Consider the following 18,021-nt stretch of genomic DNA (forward strand, 5'->3'; position numbering starts at 1 on the left):
GCGGGCGCTTTGCTTCCCGATTCACTTTTTCTCGTCAGGGTAAACGTCGGGTTAACAGCTTCACCATCCCGGACGGTGCGGAAGTACGGTATCGTCCCCAGCGGCAATCGGCCTTCGGGCTGGGATCGCCACTTGTTTTAAATTAGTCTAACTAATGACTCGGTTTTTCGCCCAATCACGAGGTTTTCCATTGCAGCGGAATCCACCGACGATCCGAATGGGATCTCCGCTCGCACTGCGACTCCGTGAGGCCGACGCGAACCTCAATCATCCCTGAACAAGAATGGCGCCGCCCTCAGCCGACAGGAATAACCTGAAGGAACGAGGATCCCTCAAATAAAATACGAGTTGGGACAATGATGAAAGAAAGTGGAATCGCCATGATCGACACTGCAGTTCGGGCCATCGGCTCCGATCCTGCAAACTCGAATCGTTCGGAATACTTTACAATCGGCGATCTTTCCCGCGAGTTCGGCGTGACACTGCGGGCTCTCCGATTTTACGAGGATAAGGGCCTGCTCAGTCCCAAGCGCGAGGGCCTGACCCGCCTTTACAGCCGTACCGACCGCAATCGACTGGTGCTGATCCTCAAGGGCAAGCGGTTCGGCTTCACCCTCACCGAGATCAAGGCGATGGTCGCGGCGCACGAAGGCCGCGACGAGGGCGAGAACCTCGCGTTGTCGCAGGACAAGGTACTGCAGCAGATCGCCGTACTGGAGAAGCAGCGCCAGGAGATCGACGACGCGATCGCCGAATTGCGTAGCAACCTTCAGCTCCACGCCAACCGTTCCACCTTGGCGGACTGACCCGAGTTCCTGCCGAGGGCTGCGCGTTCTGAGGCTGGGCCGTCGAAATCCCCCACCGGGGTTTTCAGGGTGGCCAGCGGCGTGGCTCGAGAGAACGTTCGCGCGAAACGACACCTGCGGCCAGCTACCGTCGACAGGGTAACATCGGTAACGCCTCGCCGCCGGCCGCGGGTTGCCGAAAAACGACTTCGACTCACTCGGCGGCGCGGCGCGCCAGCTTGGTGAACTTCTTCATCACCCGCTCGCGCTTCAGGCGCGACAGGTAGTCGATGAACAGGCCGCCATTGAGGTGGTCTATCTCGTGCTGAAGGCAGGTCGACAGCAGGCCGGAAAACTCCGCCTCCTGCGCGTTGCCGTCGCGGTCGAGCCAGCGCACCCGCACCCGGTCCGGCCGCTCGACCGGCTCGTAATAATCCGGGATCGACAGACAGCCCTCCTCATGGGAGCGCCTGTCCTCCGAGGACCACACCACTTCCGGGTTGATGAACACCATCGGACGCTTGTCTTCGCCCTTGCGGGCGGTGTCGATGGTCACGATGCGACGGGGCGCGCCGATCTGGATCGCCGCCAGCCCGATGCCCGGAGCGGCGTACATGGTTTCAAACATGTCGTCGACGAGCCGCCGAACCTCATCATCGACCACCGCGACCTTCTCGGAAATCTCGCGCAGTCTGGGATCGGGCACTGTCAAAATATCACGGATGGCCATAACCGCGACATAGGGTAACCGACCGGGCCGGTCAACGCGGCCGCAACGGCAGTCCGGGTTCGACCGCAGAATTACACGCTTTGCGTGTCGGTAATCCTGCTTATCGGTTGTCTGATTCAGGTCAATGTGCAGCGCACATCGCCATGGTCATATCCGCCCGCCTGGTTGACACGACGATGGGGCAGCCCCGCGGACCTTGGTTCGCATCCGGCTGTCCGTCGTCGAGTTGCACCGTGGTCTTCCCGAGACTCAGAGGCCGGCACCGGTCTGTCACCAGACATCGTGCCGGCCTCTCTTTTGGTCAGATTGTTCCTCTTTTGTTCTGTCCTGGTCGCATCCTGCCGGTGTTGCGGTGCAAAAACCTGCCGCCGGCGGCGATGGTCTATGCGGCGGCGGCGCGACCGCACCGGCTTCGCGCGCCGCCTGCGGTTGCAGATGCGACCAATGGCGCGCCGACAGTGCCCGCGTTCTTTGCCCTTGCCCGTCCGCCCCGGCCACCTGATCCCAAACCCGGCCGATCAGGCCGGCGTTTCGAACTCCTACCGCCGAAAAGCCCATTTCCGATCAGCGCGTTTTCGGCGAGGTCGTTGCTTTGATCCCGAAGGGATCAACCAAAAATCGCCTCAGCCGGAGTATTCGGTCTCGCCGGTGAGCGCGTCCTCGGCCTCCGGGTTGAGGGCGCGGCCGGTCTTGCCGGGCTGCAGCAGCGGCTCGGGCACCGGGCTGCGGCGATAGTGCAGAAGGTGCGCCCCGGCATTGAAGCCCTGGGCCTGCTGCAGCACCAGCCGCTCGGCATCCCGCCGGCGCACGTCCGCCACCACTTCGTCGGCGACGATGTCGTCGGCGCCGAGCCCGACCAGGAGGCCGCGGCCGAAGGCGATGGCCGATTCGTAGGTCTCGCGCACCTCGAAATCGACGCCCTTGGCCAGGAGTTCGAGGCTGTGGCCGCGGTCATAGGCGCGGACATAGAGCCGGCACACCGGGAAGGCCGCGCGCACGATGTCGACGATGCGGTCGGTATCGTCGCGGTCGTCGACGCATACCGCCACCAGCCGCACCCGGTCGCCGCCGGCGGCGCGCAGCACGTCGAGCCTTGTGCCGTCGCCGTAATAGACCTTGAAGCCGAAGCGGCCGGCCGACTGCACCATCTCGGCGTCGTTGTCGATGATGGTGACGTCGTAGCCGTTGGTGAGCAGGCACTGCGAGGCGACCTGGCCGAACCGGCCGAACCCGATCACCAGCACCGAGCCGCGGGCGTCGGAGAAGTCCTCGACGATCGGGGTCGGCGCCCGCCGGGTGAGCAGCGGCGCCAGGCGGTAGAGGAAGGGGTTCACCGCCATCGACATCACCACCATCGCCACCAGGATCGAGGCGTGGTCGGGCCCGATCACCCCGGCCGAAACCGCGGCGGCGTAGACGACGAAGCCGAGTTCGCCGGACTGCGCCATCAAAAGCGCCACCCGCACCGCCTCCTCGCGATCGTGCCGGAACAGCCGCATGATGACGTACATGGTGGTGGCTTTGAGCAGCACCAGCATGGCCAGCGCCAGCCCGATGCGCCAATAGGATTCGGCGATGACGTTGAGGTCGAGCGCCATGCCGACCGACAGGAAGAACAGCCCCATCAGGATGCCACGGAACGGCTCGACGTCGGCCTCGATCTGGTGGCGGAAGTTGGATTCGGCCAGGAACACCCCGGCCAGGAACGCCCCCATCGCCATCGAAAGCCCGGCCAGCATCATCAGCGTCGCCGAGCCCAGCACCACCAGCAGCGCCGCCGCGGTCATGATCTCGCGGGCGCCCGAGCGCGCCAGCGCCCGGAACATCGGGTTGAGCAGATAGCGGCCGATCACCACCACCGCGGCGATGGCACTGATGATCTTCACCGCCGACAGCCAGAACGGCTCGCCCGCCGCCGCCGGATGCGGCGACAGGAACGCCACCAGCGCCAGGATCGGCACGATCACCACATCCTGGAAGATGGCGACCGCGAACGCCCGGCGGCCGTGGGCCGAGCGCACCTCGCCGCGCTCCTCCAGGATCTGCATCAAGATGGCGGTGGACGACAGCGCCAGGCCGAGCCCCGCCACCAGCGCGGCATCGAACGGCCGGCCGAATGCCAGCGGCACGCACATCAGGGTGGCGCCGGTGATCAGCATCTGGGCGCCGCCGAGGCCGAGAATGTCGCCGCGCATCTTCCACAGCCGCGACGGCTTCATCTCCAGCCCGATCAGGAACAGGAAGAACACGATGCCGAGTTCGGCGAGGTGGGAGACGGTGCCGGGATCGTGGAACAGCCCGAGCGCCTGCGGACCGATCGCCACCCCGGCAAGGAGGTAGCCGACAATCGAACCGAGGCGGGCGCGCTTGGCCAGCGGCACCGCCAGCACCGCGGCGCCCAGCAACACCAACACCTGCTCGAACAGGCCAAAGCCGTCGGCGTGCATCCGTCCTCCAAGGGGTCTGCGATGGCATACGAAATCCGGCCGATCAGGCCGGATTTCGCAGGCCGCATCAGGCTTGCGCGGTACGAATCGTGCGGCGTCCGCCGCGCGCGTCCTTCTTGGCCAAGGCTCGTGACCACAATGCGGACAGGGGAACGAAAACCCGTGTCCCGATTCGGGACGGATGGTCACACTGAAGTGAGGAGCGGATTTGGTTGTAGCGTGGTCCCTGGGTCCCCGTCCCTCGCCCGCTGCGCGGGCTCGCCGGGGACGACCGGCCGAGCTGTCGCCGCCGCAGCTCGAAAATCCGACCACGGACCTTCACCGCCGAACATGGCTGCGAACCACCTCGCGGTCGTCCCCGGCGACCGCCGTCAGGCGGTCGGGAAGGGGACCCAGGCATCAAGCTTCACCCGGCGGTGCCGCCGACGGTGATCTTGTCCATGCGCAGGGTCGGCTGGCCGACGCCGACCGGCACCCCCTGGCCCGCTTTGCCGCAGGTACCGATGCCGGGGTCGAGCTCCAGGTCGTTGCCGATCATGGTGACGCGGTGAAGGTCGGAGGGGCCGTTGCCGATCAGCATGGCGCCTTTCAGCGGCGCGCCGACCTTGCCGTTCTCGATGCGATAGGCCTCGGTGCAGTTGAAGACGTACTTGCCGGAGGTGATGTCGACCTGGCCACCGCCGAACGCCACCGCATAGATGCCGTTCCTGACCGAGGCGATGATCTCCTCGGGGCTGCGGTCGCCGCCCATCATCACCGTGTTGGTCATGCGCGGCAGCGGCACGTGGGCGTGGCTCTCGCGCCGGCCGTTGCCGGTCGGCGTCATGCCCATCAGCCGGGCGTTCTGGCGGTCCTGCATGTAGCCGACCAGGATGCCGTCCTCGATCAGCACGGTGCGGTGGGCGGGGGTGCCCTCGTCATCGACGGTGAGCGAGCCGCGCCGGCCGGGAATGGTGCCGTCGTCGACCACTGTCACGCCACGCGCCGCGACCTGCTGTCCGAGCAGCCCGGCGAAAGCGGAGGATTTCTTGCGGTTGAAGTCGCCTTCCAGGCCGTGGCCGACCGACTCGTGCAGCATGATGCCGGGCCAGCCGGCGCCCAGCACCACGTCGAGCTCGCCGGCCGGCGCCGGCACCGCCTCAAGATTCACCAGCGCCTGGCGAATGGCCTCGTCCACCGCCGCCTGCCAGGTCTCCGGCGCGATGATGCGGGCGAAGCCTTCGCGGCCGCCGAGGCCGTAGCTGCCGGTTTCCATCCGGCCGCCGTGCTCGGCCACCACATTGACCGACAGCCGCACCAGCGGCCGCACGTCGCGGACGATCTCGCCGTCCGGCCGCACGATCTCGACCACCTGCCAGGAGCCGGCCAGCGAGGCCGACACCTGCTTGAGCCGCGGCTCGCGACTGCGCGCATAGGCGTCGATCTCGGCCAGCAGCGCAGTCTTGACCTCGAACGCCGGGGCACCCAGCGGGTTGTCGTCGCCATAGAGCCGCACGTTGGTGCGCTCCGGCGCCAGCGCCAGCGTGCCGCGATGGCCGGAGGCCACCGCCCGCACCGCGTCGGCGGCGCGGGCCAGCGCCGCCTCGGAGATGTCGGAGGCGTGGGCGTAGCCGGCGGCCTCGCCCTTGACCGCGCGCAGGCCGAAGCCCTGCGAGGTGTCGTAGCTCGCCGTCTTCAGCCGGCCGTTGTCGAACACCAGAGCCTCGCTCTGGCAATACTCCAGGAACAGCTCGCCATCGTCGGCGCCATCGAGGGCGTGGGCGGTGAGGCGCAGGGCTGCGGCCGGGTCGAGCCCGGCGCGGGCCAGGAGGGAGAGCGAGGACGACGCGGTCATGGGCGGGCTCCGGCTGTTGCCCGGAAGATAGGGCCGCCACCAGGCGATTGCCAGTTCGGGCGATCGCCAGCCGTGCGCCTCATACGGTTTCCGGCCGATCAGGTCGGAGAACCGTATTCCGATCGCCGGAAAACCCTTATTCGCAAAGGGGTTTTCGGCGAGCTTGTTTCCGGGAGCCCGAAGGGATCATCCGGAAACCGTATCGCGTGTTCCTGCCGCGGATCATGGGTCCCCTTCCCTCGCGCGGCTGACGCCGCGCTCGCCGGGGATGACCGGAGGTGGTTTCACCGCCAAGTTTTCTGGCCAAGTTTTCCGGCCGCGCCCACGACACCCTCGATGCGTCGTCCCCGGCGAGCATCGCGAAGCGATGCGAGGAAAGGGGACCCATGATCCGCGACGCCAAAGGATTAAGACGCCCCGCCGGCCGCTGCCACGGCGGGTGGCGGCGGACCACCGTCGCGGCGGAGCCTCAGGGCAGCTTCTCGAAGCCAGGGCCGAAGCCGTTGAGCTGCATCGGAATGCCGATGCCCTCTTCCGGGGTCTGGAAGATGATGAAGGTGGCCTGCTTGCCGACCTTGAGCTGGCCCAGCAGCTTTTCGTCCATCACCACCTCGGCGACGCAGCCATTGGGCAGGCAGCGCACGAAGCCGGCGCGGCCGATGTCGGCGTCGTCGATGCGCAGGCCGAGGCCGGAGGGCAACAGCACGCCGAGCGGCGCCAGCACCCGCATCAGCCGCGCCTTCTGGTCGGCGGTCTTGAGCACGATGACGGTGAGGCCGACATTGGGCCGGTCCTCGGCGGTGACGCTCTGGACCAGCGCGCACTGCTCGCCCTGCGAGCCCGGCGGGGTATCGCAGCGCACCTGCCAGTCGCCATGCACCGACTTGACCACGCCCTGGGCAGCCGCCGGTCCGACCAGCGCGGCCAACGCCGCGACGGCAACCGCTCCCACGCTCCACAGTCTCGCCATCTTCAACGCCTCGCCATCCTCAACGCCTTCGGCGCCGGCGCGAATCGGAGGCCGGCGGCGCTGATCACTCTGCCACGTCAACGCCACATCGCCCAAAAATCGTGTCAAGAACAAGGGGCTTCGCGCAGCGCCCGCGATTCGGCCGCCCTCGCCGAGGCCAGCTGCCGCCGCGGCGGCGCCGGATCGACCAGCCCGGCCAACGCTGCGGAATGGCCGCCGCCGCGGTTCGGCCGGCCGTTCGGCTTGCCGCCGCCCCGCGCGCCCTCTAGGGTCCCGGCCAAACACGGAACACCGTTCATGCTCTATGTCTCGACCCGGGGCGAGGCTCCGGCGCTCGGCTTTGCCGATGCCCTGCTCACCGGCCTTGCCCGCGACGGCGGGCTCTATGTTCCCGCCGACTGGCCCGCCTTCGAGGCGGAAACCTTCGCCGGCTTTGCCGGCCGCCGCTACGCCGACGTCGCAAAGGCGGTGATGCGGCCGTTCGTGGCCGAGTCGATCCCGGCCCAGGCGTTCGACCGCATGGTCGAGGAGGCTTATGCCGGCTTCCACCACCCCGCGGTGTGCCCGCTGGTTCAGCTCACCGAGCGCGAATGGGTGCTGGAGCTGTTCCACGGCCCGACCCTGGCGTTCAAGGACGTCGCCATGCAGCTGCTCGGCCGGCTGATGGATTACGTTCTCGACCAGCGCGACGAGCGCGCCACCATCGTCGGCGCCACCTCCGGCGACACCGGCGGCGCCGCCATCGAGGCGTTCCGGGGCCGCGACCGCGTCGACGTGGTGATGCTGTTCCCCAACGGCCGCGTCTCCGACGTCCAGCGCCGGATGATGACCACGCCGCCGGACGCCAACATCCACGCGGTGGCAATCGACGGCACGTTCGACGACTGCCAGGCCATCCTCAAGGCGCTGTTCAACGACCACGCCTTCCGCGACACGGTGCGGCTGTCCGGCGTCAACTCCATCAACTGGGCGCGCCTGCTCGCCCAGATCGTCTACTACGTCACCAGCGCGGTGGCGCTGGGCGCGCCGGCGCGCAAGCTCGCCTTCGCGGTGCCGACCGGCAATTTCGGCGACGTGTTCGCCGGCTATGTGGCCGCCAAGCTCGGCCTGCCGGTCGAGAGCCTGATCGTCGCCACCAACGTCAACGACATCCTGGCCCGCACCCTGGAGAGCGGCGCCTACCAGCCGCGCCAGGTGACGCCGACCACCTCGCCGTCGATGGACATCCAGGTGTCGTCGAACTTCGAGCGGCTGCTGTTCGATGCCGGGGGCCGCGACGCCGGCGCGGTGCGCCGGCAGATGGCCGACCTCGCCAATTGCGGCAGCTTCGCGCTCGACCTCGGAACCCTGGTCAATATCCGGCGCTTGTTCCGCGCCGCGCGGGCCGACGAGGCCGAGGTGGCGGCGACCATCGGCGAGACCTGGCGGCGGGCGGGCTACCTGCTCGATCCGCACACCGCGGTCGGCCTGGCCAGCGCCCGCAAGGTCGAGGTCGACCCCAAGACGCCGGTGGTGGTGCTGGGCACCGCCCATCCGGCCAAGTTCCCCGATGCGGTCGAAGCCGCGTCCGGCAAGCGTCCCGGCCTGCCGGCCACGCTGTCCGATCTGATGACGAAGCCGGAGCGTATGACCGTACTGCCCAACGATGCCGCCGCCGTCGCGAAATTCGTCGCCGAGCGCTCGCGCGCCGTCCGAGCCGGAGCCGCCCGATGACCCTTCGCCTGACGCGCCTGGACAACGGCCTCACCGTCGCCACCCACGCCATGCCGGAGCTGAAAACCGCCGCGCTCGGGGTCTGGGTCGACGCCGGCGCCCGCGACGAACGGGAGGGCGAGCACGGCCTGTCGCACCTGCTGGAGCACATGGCGTTCAAGGGCACGCGGCGGCGCACCGCCCGCGCCATCGCCGAGGAGATTGAGGCGGTGGGCGGCGACCTCAACGCCGCGACCTCGGTCGAGACCACCGCCTATTTCGCCCACGTTCTGGCCGAGGACGCCGGGCTCGGCCTCGACATCCTGGCCGACATCCTCACCGAGTCGGTGTTCGAGGCCGATGAGCTGACGCGGGAGAAGAGCGTCATCCTGCAGGAGATCGGCGCCGCCAACGACACCCCGGACGACATCGTGTTCGACCACGTCCAGGCGGTGGCGTTTGCGGACCAGCCGATCGGCCGCTCGATCCTCGGCACGCCGGGCTCGGTGCGCGCGCTCGGCCGCGACCAGCTCCAGGCCTACCTCGACCGCCACTACCTCACCGGCCAGACCGTGCTGGCGGCAGTGGGCGCGGTCGATCACGACCAGATCGTCGCCGCGGCGCATTCGTGCCTGAGCGGCTTCGGCCAGGGCCTGCCGCCCGAGCCGCCGGCGGCGCTGTGGCAGGGCGGCGTCCGCCTCGATCCGCGCGATCTCGACCAGACCCACCTGATCCTCGGCTTCGAGGGGGTATCGTACCACGACCCGGCCTATTTCGCGCTGCAGGCCTTCACCATCGTGGCCGGCGGCGGGATGTCGTCGCGGCTGTTCCAGGAAGTGCGCGAGAAGCGCGGGCTGGCCTATTCGATCTACAGCTTCCATTGGCCCTACGCCGACACCGGCCTGTTCGGCGTCTATGTCGGCACCGACCAGGGCGACACCGGCGAGGTGACGCGGGTGATCGCCGACGAACTGGCCGGCGCCGGTGCCGGTATCACCTTGGCCGAGGTAGCGCGCGCCAAGGCGCAGATGAAGGCCGGGCTGCTGATGGCGATGGAACGGCCGACCACCCGCGCCGAGCAGATCGCCCGCCAGATCCTGATCTACGGCCGCCCGCTCGACCCCGACGAGATCGTCGCCAAGATCGACGCCCTCACCGTCGAGGACGTGCGCAATGCCGGGCTCGCGCTGACGACCCGCGCCAAGCCGGCCTTTGCCGGCGTCGGCCCCGCCGGCGGGCTTGAAACCGCCGCCAGCATGGCCGAAAGTCTGTGGCGCTCGGCGGCGTGAGGCCGCCCGATACCGTCAGGCAACGCAGCATGGCGCTTTTTCGAGCGGTCCCCTGGTCGGAGCCGGCGGTTCCCGCCATCCCCGGTGCCGGCGTGGTGCTGCGGACGCCGCAGATGGCCGATTACGAGCCGTGGGCGGAGCTCAGGACGCAGAGCCGCGACTTCCTGACGCCGTGGGAGCCGCTCTGGCCGGCCGACGAGCTGTCGCGCGCCGCGTTCCGCCGCCGGCTGCGCCGCTACGCCCGCGACCTGCGCGAGGACCTCGCCTATCCGTTCTTCGTGTTCCGCATCGAGGACGACGGGCTGGTCGGCGGGCTGACGCTGTCGCACGTCCGCCGCGGCGTCGCCCAGAGCGCCAGCCTCGGCTACTGGATGGGCCAGCCCTATGCCGGCCGCGGCTATATGAGCGCGGCGGTGGCGGCGTTGGTGCCGTTCGCGTTCCAGACCCTCAGGCTGCATCGGGTCGAGGCGGCGTGCGTGCCGACCAACCAGCCCTCGATCCGCCTGTTGGAGCGCAACGGCTTCGAGCGCGAGGGCTACGCCCGGCGCTATCTCTGCATCAACGGCAACTGGGCCGACCATTACCTCTACGCCCGGATGCGGGAGGACTGACCCGAAATCGGGCCGATTCGGCCGCCGGTTCCGCCAGTTTGCCCGCGATCCTGCCCGAAACGGCATTGGTTGTACCTCGCGGGAGGGTTCTGCTATCACTGGCTCGGTGCCGGGGGGCTCCCAACGACAACGCGGTCACGTGCCGGCGAAAATCACCGATCTGGAAAGCTCCGGGCGCCCGCTCGGGCGGACACTGTGGGCGCTTCTCGCAGCCATCATCCTCGTCCCGCTGCTGATGTTCGCCGGGGCGTCGGTGGTGTCTTATCGGACGCATGTCCGCGACGCCGAAGAGCGGTTGTTACGCTTTCTCGACGTGGTGCACGAGCACGCCGTCAAGGTGTTCGAGACCGAGGAGCTGGCGGCCGAGCAGGTCAATATCCTGCTTGAGGGGCTGGGCGACGCGGACATCCTCGCCCGCGAGACCGATCTGAACGCCAAACTGAAACGGCTGGTAGCCCGGCTGCCGCAGGTCAGAGGCATCTGGGTGGTGGATGCGGCCGGCCACCCGCTGCTGGCCAGCAATTTCAAGCCAGCGCCGCACCGGCTCGATCTGTCGGACCGCGGCTATTTCACCATCCACCGCGACCGCCGCATCCCGCCCGGCGCGGTGTTCGTCAGCGACGTCCTGGTCGGCCGTGCCGCCCCCGACGCCCGGTTTTTCCAGCTGAGCCGCCGGCGCGAACGCGACGGCGGTTTCGCCGGCGTCACCGCGATATCGATCGAGCCGCGATATTTCGAGACCTTCTACGAGCAGGCGGCGCGCGCGGGCTTCGACACGGTCGGGCTGCTGCGCGAGGACGGCGCCATCCTGGCGCAGTTCCCGAGCCGGGCCGACCCGCCGGAGCGGTTGCCGCCCGGCACGTTCCTCCGCGCCCTCCAGTGGGATTCCGACAGCGGCACCTTCGAGACAACGTCGGCCGTCGACGGCGTCGAACGCATCATGGCCTATCGGCGGCTGCCGCGCCGGCCGATTTACGTTGCCGTCGGTCTGGCGCAGGCGCGCGTCATCGAGGACTGGCGCCAGGCGATGCTGCCGCACCTCGCCTATGGCGTGCCCGCCACCCTCGCCCTTGCCTTGCTCACGCTGGTGGCGATGCGGCGGGCCCACCGCGAGTCCGCGGCGCTGGCACGGCTCGCCAACGAAACGCGCCGACGCGCCGCCATCGAGGACCAGCTCCGCCAGGCGCAGAAAATGGAGGCGATCGGTCGCCTCACCGGCGGCATCGCCCACGACTTCAACAACTTGCTGCAAATCGCCATCGGCAGCCTGGACCTGCTGCGGCGCCGCCTCGCCGACGGCGACACCCGCAATCGCGACCTGGTGCAGGCGGCGCTGGAGGGGATGACGCGCGCGGCCAGCCTGACCCAACGCCTGCTCGCCTACGCCCGCCGCCAGCCGCTGGAGCCGAAGACGGTCGATCTCAACCGGCTGGTGCAGGGCGTCTCCGAGCTGCTGCGCCGCACGCTCGGCGAGACGGTCCACGTCGAAACCGTCCTGGCCGGCGGATTGTGGGCGGCCTATGTCGACGCCAACCAGCTCGAGAACGCCCTGGTCAATCTCGCTGTCAACGCCCGCGACTCCATGCCGGGCGGCGGGCGCCTCACCATCGAGACCGCCAACACCCACCTCGACGACGCCTACGCCGCCGGCCACCAGGACGTCGGGTCCGGCCAGTATGTGATGATCTCCATCACCGACACCGGCAGCGGCATGACGCCGGACGTCGCCGCCAAGGCGTTTGAGCCGTTCTTCACCACCAAGCCCGCCGGCCAGGGCACCGGCCTCGGCCTGTCGCAGGTCTACGGCTTCGTCAAACAGTCCGGCGGCCACGTCAAAATCTACAGCGAGCCGGGCAGCGGCACCTCGCTGAAGCTCTATCTGCCGCGCCGCTACGGCGAGAGCGCGTCGGAGGAGGTCCCAGCCGAGCGGCTGCCGCCGCTCGCCGGCGGCGGCCACGCCACCGTGCTGGTGGTGGAGGACGAGGACGGCGTGCGCCGCTTCGTCTGCGCCGCGCTGCGCGATCTCGGCTACGGCGTGGTGGAGGCGGCGGGCGGGCGCCAAGCGCTGGAGCTGCTGACCGCCCACCCGGACGTCGCGCTGCTACTCACCGACGTGGTGATGCCGGAAATGAACGGGCGCGAATTGGTCGACCGGGCGCAGGCGCTCCGTCCCGCGCTGCGCGTGCTGTTCATGACCGGCTATACTCGCAACGCCATCGTTCACAACGGCGTGCTCGATCCGCAGACGCGGCTGATCAGCAAGCCCTTTACTCTCAGTCAGCTGGCGACGAAGGTGCAGGAGGCGCTGGCAGCCGAACCCGATTTGCCGCCGACAGCGGCCCCCTCACGCAACGGACCTGACAAATTGCGCATTCTGGTGGTCGACGACGAGCCGCTGGTCGCCCTCGGGCTGGTGGATCTTCTGGAGGAGCAGGGCCACAGCGTGGTCGAGGCCTCCTCGGCCAAGGAGGCGGTCGAACGGCTGTCGACCGAGGTGTACGACCTCGTCATCACCGATCACACCATGCCGGGCATGACCGGCAGCGAACTCGCCCGTCTCATCCGCAAATCCTGGCCGAACGTCAGCATCGTGCTGTCGACCGGCCACGTCGAGCTGCCCGACGACGCCGCCAACGAGCTGCCGCGTCTCGACAAGCCCTACCGCCTCGAGCAGGTGCGGCAGGCAATCGCGGCGGCGATGGGCCGCGCCGACGCCGGCAGCGGCGAGCCGCAACCCGACTGAATGGAAAAACACTGCGCTTTGCGCTCCACGGCGCCGTGCCATCCGGCGCCCAAGGCCGGCAGGCCCCGGCGGAGACGTCGGTCGCGCCGCCGTCCCGGACAAGCGGTGAAGCCGCGCGATCCGGAACCCAGGATACGGTTTCGGGGCGATCACGTCGTAATCCCGCACGCAACCTCGCCGAAAAATCCCTATCCGATCAAGGATTTTCCGGCGAGGTTGTTGCATTCGGTCGCCAAGCGATCGCCCGCAAACCGTCGGCGCGGATGCCAGCGTGGCCGTCGCAAGCCGGCGGCTTCGGGCAGCGGCGCCAGCCGGCGCGACCTCCCGTCCTCCCGACCGGCCCGCACCGCCTTCATTTTCGCCTTGTTTGCCAACGCAATTTCGGCGAACGAAAAGGCGCGCCGACCGACGCCGGCCGGCCGTCGTGCAACGCCGTGACAGCAACGCAAGCAGGCCGGGCGCTTGCCGTCGCCTGCGAGGCCGGGTCCCGTGCAGATTTACCTTCCGATCGCCGAACTGCCCGTGAACATGTTCCTGATCCTCGGCATGGGGATCGCGGTCGGCTTCATTTCCGGCATGTTCGGCGTCGGCGGCGGGTTCCTGATGACCCCGCTGCTGATCTTCGTCGGCATTCCCCCGGCGGTGGCGGTGGTGACTGTCACCGCACACATGTCGGCCTCCTCCGCCTCGGGCGCCATCGCCTATTGGCGAAAAGGCGCAATCGACTTCGGCCTTGCCGGCATGCTCCTGCTTGGCGGCATCGTCGGCACCGGGCTCGGCGTGTGGGTGTTCACCCTGCTGCGCCGGTTCGGCCAGCTCGAACTCGCCATCGGCCTGTCCTACGTCGTCTTGCTCGGCATCATCGGCTGCCTGATGATCGCCGAGAGCATTCGCGCCATCCTGCGCCAACGCCGCAACGAGGCGCCGCTGGTGCGCGCGCCGGCCAAGCCGCGGTGGTTCGGCGCCCTGCCGTTCCGGATGCGGTTCCACCGCTCCGGCATCGAGCTCTCGGTACTGCCGGTGGTCGCCATCGGCCTCGGCATCGGCTTCCTCGGCGCGGTGATGGGCATCAGCGGCGGCTTCATGCTGGTTCCAGCGCTGATCTATCTGCTTCGGGTGCCGACCGGCGTGGTGCTCGGAACCTCGCTGGTGCTGACGCTGGTGACGATGGTGGCGGCGGTGGTGATGCACGCGGTCTCCAGCCTGTCGCTCGACGTGGTGCTCGGGCTGATCCTGATGACGGGCGGCGTGATGGGGGCGCAGTTCGGCGCCCGCGCCGGCCAGGCTCTGCGCGGCGAGCATCTGCGCCTGCTGCTCGGCCTGCTGGTGCTGGCGGTCGGCGTCCGCTTCCTGATCGACCTTGCGGTGCCGCCGGAGGAACTGTTCACCGTGCTGCGGGCGGAGAAGGCGCAATGATCGCGGCGGCGGCGATCGTGGTCGCGTTGCTGTTGGCGCCGGCGCCGGCCTTCGCCGAGCGCCTCGTGACCTCGCTGTCGAGCCATCACGTTCAGATCGCCTCCAACTTCACCGGCACCGAGATCGCGGTGTTCGGCACCGTCGACAATGCCCCACCCGGCGGCCGCGATGCGAGCTACGACGTGGTGGTGACGGCGCTGGGACCGCGGCAATCGTTCGTCACCCGCCGCAAGGAGCGCGTGCTCGGACTGTGGGTGAACGTCGATTCGCGCCAGTTCGTCGAGGCGCCGGCCTATCTCGCGGTGCTGTCGAACCGGCCGCTGGCGGAGATCGCCGACGACGACGTGCGCCGCCGCGAGCGGCTCGGCATCGCCTATGTCCGGCTGCTGCAGCGCATCGGCCCCGACTTCGCCGACACGGTTGCGGACGACGCTTTTCGCCAGGCGTTCGTGCGCATCCGCGGCGACAGGGGGCTCTACCGCGAGAGCGAGCGTACCGTGACCTTCCTGACCGACACGGTGTTCCGCGCCACCATTCCGCTGCCGTCCAACGTGCCGACCGGCAATTACGACGTCGAGGTCAAGGTGTTCGCCGGCGGCCGCCTGATCGCGCAGGATTTGGCGACGCTGATCATCAGCAAAGTCGGCTTCGAACAGTATGTCGCCAATCAGGCCCGCGACAATGCTTTGCTTTACGGCGTCACGGTCGCACTGATGGCGCTCGCCACCGGCTGGCTGGCCAGCGTGATCTTCCGGCGCGATTGATGCGGAATTCGGGCGATCGCGTCGCGTTCGCCGATCCCAGGTTCGGCGAAACCCGACCCCGGGTTGCGTCCGCCGGCGTTCGCAATAGACTGAAGGTCGCAAGAAGGCTTTGCGGCACGCGCGCCGGCACCGACGTGCGGGTGCGAATGCTTGACTCGATTCACCGCGCACCCGCCGATCCAGAAAATCACGCATCCGCGCCGTCACCGGCCGGCGCACACGCTCGAATCGGAAGACCTGGCCGCAAGATGTGATGCGGAGCCGACAGTAAAGGGCTATATGAGTCCCGGCCAATCGGCCGGGCGGCTGGCAAGCCACCCAAGGGCTTGGTTCCGAACACACATTTGGTCACGGGCCGGGAACGGCGGGCAGGATGCGATCTGTCCGACCCCGTACAACAAGGAACCGTTGTATCCCGGATTGCCGACCCGACGCATTTTCGCTGCGACACGAGACCAAACTCTGCAATTCACGAAGATTGAGAGACAACATGCCTGCAACGTCCAGCATCCCCGCGCACGTCAAAAGCCAACGTCTGCGCGCTTGGGTCAACGAAATTGCGACGCTATGCAAGCCGGATCAGATCCATTGGTGCGACGGCTCGCAGGCAGAATACGATGCGCTCTGCGAGCAGTTGGTGACGAGCGGCACCTTCAAGCGCCTCAACCCGGAGAAGCGCCCCGGCAGTTTTCTCGCCTTCTCCGACCCCTCCGACGTCGCCCGCGTTGAGGACCGCACCTACATCTGCAGCCTGAACAAGGACGATGCGGGTCCGACCAACAACTGGATGAACCCGAAGGAGATGAAGGCGACGCTCGATCCGCTGTTTGACGGCTCGATGCGCGGTCGCACCATGTACGTCATCCCGTTCTGCATGGGGCCGATCGGCTCGCCGATCTCCTATATCGGCTACGAGATCACCGACTCGCTCTACGTCGTCGTCAACATGAAGCTGATGACCCGCATGGGCCGCGCGGTCGACGACGCGCTCGGCGAGTCGGACGTGTTCGTGCCGTGCGTGCACAGCGTCGGCGCTCCGCTCGCCCCGGGCGAGAAGGACGTGTCCTGGCCGTGCAATCCGACGGTCAAGTACATCGTCCATTACCCCGAGGAGCGCTCGATCTGGTCCTACGGCTCGGGCTATGGCGGCAACGCACTGCTCGGCAAGAAGTGCCTGGCGCTGCGCATCGCCTCGGTGCTGGGCCGCGACGAAGGCTGGATGGCCGAGCACATGCTGATCCTCGGCGTCGAGGACCCCAAGGGCAAGAAGACCTACGTCGCCGCCGCCTTCCCCAGCGCCTGCGGCAAGACCAATTTCGCCATGCTGATCCCGCCCAAGGAAATCGAGGGCTGGAAGGTCACCACCATCGGCGACGACATTGCCTGGCTGAAGCCGGGCGCCGACGGCCGGCTCTACGCCATCAATCCGGAGGCCGGCTATTTCGGCGTCGCACCAGGGACGAACTATACGTCCAACCCCAATGCGATGAAGACCATCGAGGCCAACACCATCTTCACCAATGTCGCGCTGACCGACGATGGCGATGTGTGGTGGGAGGGCATGGACGGCGCGCCGCCGGCCCACGCCATCGACTGGCAGGGCAACGACTGGACGCCCGATTGCGGCCGCAAGGCGGCCCATCCCAACAGCCGCTTCACCACGCCCGCCGGCCAGAACCCGGCGATCGACAAGAACTGGGAGAACCCGGCCGGCGTGCCGATCTCGGCCATCGTGTTCGGCGGCCGCCGCTCCACCGTGGTGCCGCTGGTCTATCAGCCGGTCAACTGGGCGTTCGGCGTCTATGCCGGCGCCACCATGGGCTCGGAAATGACCGCCGCCGCGTTCGGCAATATCGGCGAAGTACGCCGCGACCCGATGGCGATGCTGCCGTTCACCGGCTACCACATGGCGAGCTACTTCAGCCATTGGCTCGACATGGGCCGGCGCATCCAGCAGCCGCCGCGGATCTTCTCCGTCAACTGGTTCCGAAAGGATAAGGACGGCAAGTTCCTGTGGCCCGGCTACGGCGAGAACATGCGCGTCCTGAAGTGGATCGTCGAGCGGAGCTGCGGCACCGCCCGCGCCATCGAAGGCCCGCTCGGCTATGTGCCGACCTATGACGACCTCGACTGGCGCGGCCTCAACTTCTCGCGCGAGCAGTTCCACCAGTTGATGTCGGTCGACCGCGCCGACTGGCAGAAGGAAGTCCTCGGCCACGAGGAGCTGTTCATCAAGCTGTTCGACCGGCTTCCGAAGGAATTCATCGCGATGCGCGAACTCCTTCTGTCCAACCTCTGGCGTTCGCCCAATCACTGGGAATTGCCGGATTACGCCCAGAACCAGTGAGCGCAACCGCTGCGCTGTGACTGACCTCCCCCGGACGGCGCGGCACGCGCCGTCCGGGTCCGTTTCAGGCGACCGCTGATGGCGGAACCCGCGTCGTTCGAGGCTGCCGCGCCGCCGCCCGTCATCCTCGGGCGAGATGGATGCAGCATCCGGCGGTGACCCGAGGGTCCACGATCCACGGCGCTTGATACGAAACTCCGGCCCGATCGGCGGTTTTCGTGTCATACGATTCCCGGTTGATCAGCTCGGAACGGCCGTTGGCCGAGGGGCGCGTCTTTCCCCTCCCCTTGCGGGAGAGGATGAGCGAAGCGACATCCGAGCCGGGGGGTATTTCAGCCTACTCGGCGAAAGCACCCCCACCCGCCTCGCGATCTTTGCGATCGCTCAGCACCC

Annotated in this window: 13 protein-coding genes; 9 read left to right on the forward strand and 4 right to left on the reverse strand. The window is 68.1% G+C overall.

The features are described from left to right. Positions 1-380 precede the first annotated feature (380 nt). Positions 381-806 carry a MerR family transcriptional regulator gene (locus tag BVIR_RS14855; RefSeq protein WP_055038345.1) on the forward strand — a complete coding sequence of 142 codons (426 nt, stop codon included), beginning with the start codon at positions 381-383 and terminating at the stop codon, positions 804-806. Positions 807-999: 193 nt separating this feature from the next. Here BVIR_RS14855 and def read toward each other — a convergent pair whose 3' ends face one another. The 4 genes from def to BVIR_RS14875 form a co-directional block, all read right to left on the reverse strand. After that, the gene (gene def, locus BVIR_RS14860) at positions 1,000-1,515 is read right to left on the reverse strand and encodes a peptide deformylase (RefSeq protein WP_055038346.1); all 516 of its coding nucleotides are present in this window, start codon (positions 1,513-1,515) and stop codon (positions 1,000-1,002) included. Between the two features lie 623 nt (positions 1,516-2,138). Further along, on the reverse strand, positions 2,139-3,962 hold the full coding sequence (locus BVIR_RS14865; RefSeq protein ID WP_055038347.1) for a monovalent cation:proton antiporter-2 (CPA2) family protein: 1,824 nt from the start codon (positions 3,960-3,962) through the stop codon (positions 2,139-2,141). Between the two features lie 406 nt (positions 3,963-4,368). After that, positions 4,369-5,796, reverse strand: coding sequence for a metalloprotease TldD (gene tldD / locus BVIR_RS14870; protein WP_055038348.1), 1,428 nt, complete (start codon positions 5,794-5,796; stop codon positions 4,369-4,371). Between the two features lie 469 nt (positions 5,797-6,265). Continuing rightward, a complete protein-coding gene (locus tag BVIR_RS14875) occupies positions 6,266-6,766 on the reverse strand; it encodes an invasion associated locus B family protein (RefSeq protein ID WP_055038939.1) in 501 nt (166 codons plus the stop codon). A gap of 297 nt (positions 6,767-7,063) precedes the next feature. Here BVIR_RS14875 and thrC point away from each other — a divergent pair, with 297 nt between their 5' ends. The 8 genes from thrC to BVIR_RS14910 all read left to right on the forward strand — a co-directional run bounded on the left by thrC (position 7,064) and on the right by BVIR_RS14910 (position 17,628). Next, positions 7,064-8,479: a threonine synthase gene (thrC, locus tag BVIR_RS14880; RefSeq protein ID WP_055038349.1), complete on the forward strand. Its 1,416-nt coding sequence runs from the start codon at positions 7,064-7,066 to the stop codon at positions 8,477-8,479. Next, positions 8,476-9,747, forward strand: a complete 1,272-nt coding sequence (locus BVIR_RS14885; RefSeq protein WP_055038350.1) for a M16 family metallopeptidase — start codon at positions 8,476-8,478, stop codon at positions 9,745-9,747. Before thrC ends, BVIR_RS14885 begins: the two co-directional genes overlap by 4 nt. A gap of 29 nt (positions 9,748-9,776) precedes the next feature. Continuing rightward, positions 9,777-10,358 (forward strand): GNAT family N-acetyltransferase, encoded by a 582-nt coding sequence (locus tag BVIR_RS14890; RefSeq protein WP_055038940.1) that lies wholly within the window; start codon positions 9,777-9,779, stop codon positions 10,356-10,358. A gap of 139 nt (positions 10,359-10,497) precedes the next feature. Continuing rightward, positions 10,498-13,101, forward strand: a complete 2,604-nt coding sequence (locus BVIR_RS14895; RefSeq protein ID WP_082781139.1) for a response regulator — start codon at positions 10,498-10,500, stop codon at positions 13,099-13,101. Positions 13,102-13,206: 105 nt separating this feature from the next. Then, positions 13,207-13,539, forward strand: coding sequence for a hypothetical protein (locus BVIR_RS16985; protein WP_145911940.1), 333 nt, complete (start codon positions 13,207-13,209; stop codon positions 13,537-13,539). Positions 13,540-13,590: 51 nt separating this feature from the next. After that, complete coding sequence (locus BVIR_RS14900) at positions 13,591-14,517, forward strand: sulfite exporter TauE/SafE family protein (RefSeq protein ID WP_055038351.1); 927 nt, start codon at positions 13,591-13,593, stop codon at positions 14,515-14,517. Then, entirely contained in the window at positions 14,514-15,281 is a 768-nt protein-coding gene (locus BVIR_RS14905; RefSeq protein WP_055038352.1) for a TIGR02186 family protein, read from the forward strand. Before BVIR_RS14900 ends, BVIR_RS14905 begins: the two co-directional genes overlap by 4 nt. A 490-nt stretch (positions 15,282-15,771) precedes the next feature. After that, positions 15,772-17,628: a phosphoenolpyruvate carboxykinase (GTP) gene (locus BVIR_RS14910; RefSeq protein ID WP_055038353.1), complete on the forward strand. Its 1,857-nt coding sequence runs from the start codon at positions 15,772-15,774 to the stop codon at positions 17,626-17,628. Positions 17,629-18,021 lie beyond the last annotated feature (393 nt).

Origin of the sequence: Blastochloris viridis, assembly GCF_001402875.1 — a bacterium.
Taxonomy (GTDB): Bacteria; Pseudomonadota; Alphaproteobacteria; order Rhizobiales; family Xanthobacteraceae; genus Blastochloris; species Blastochloris viridis.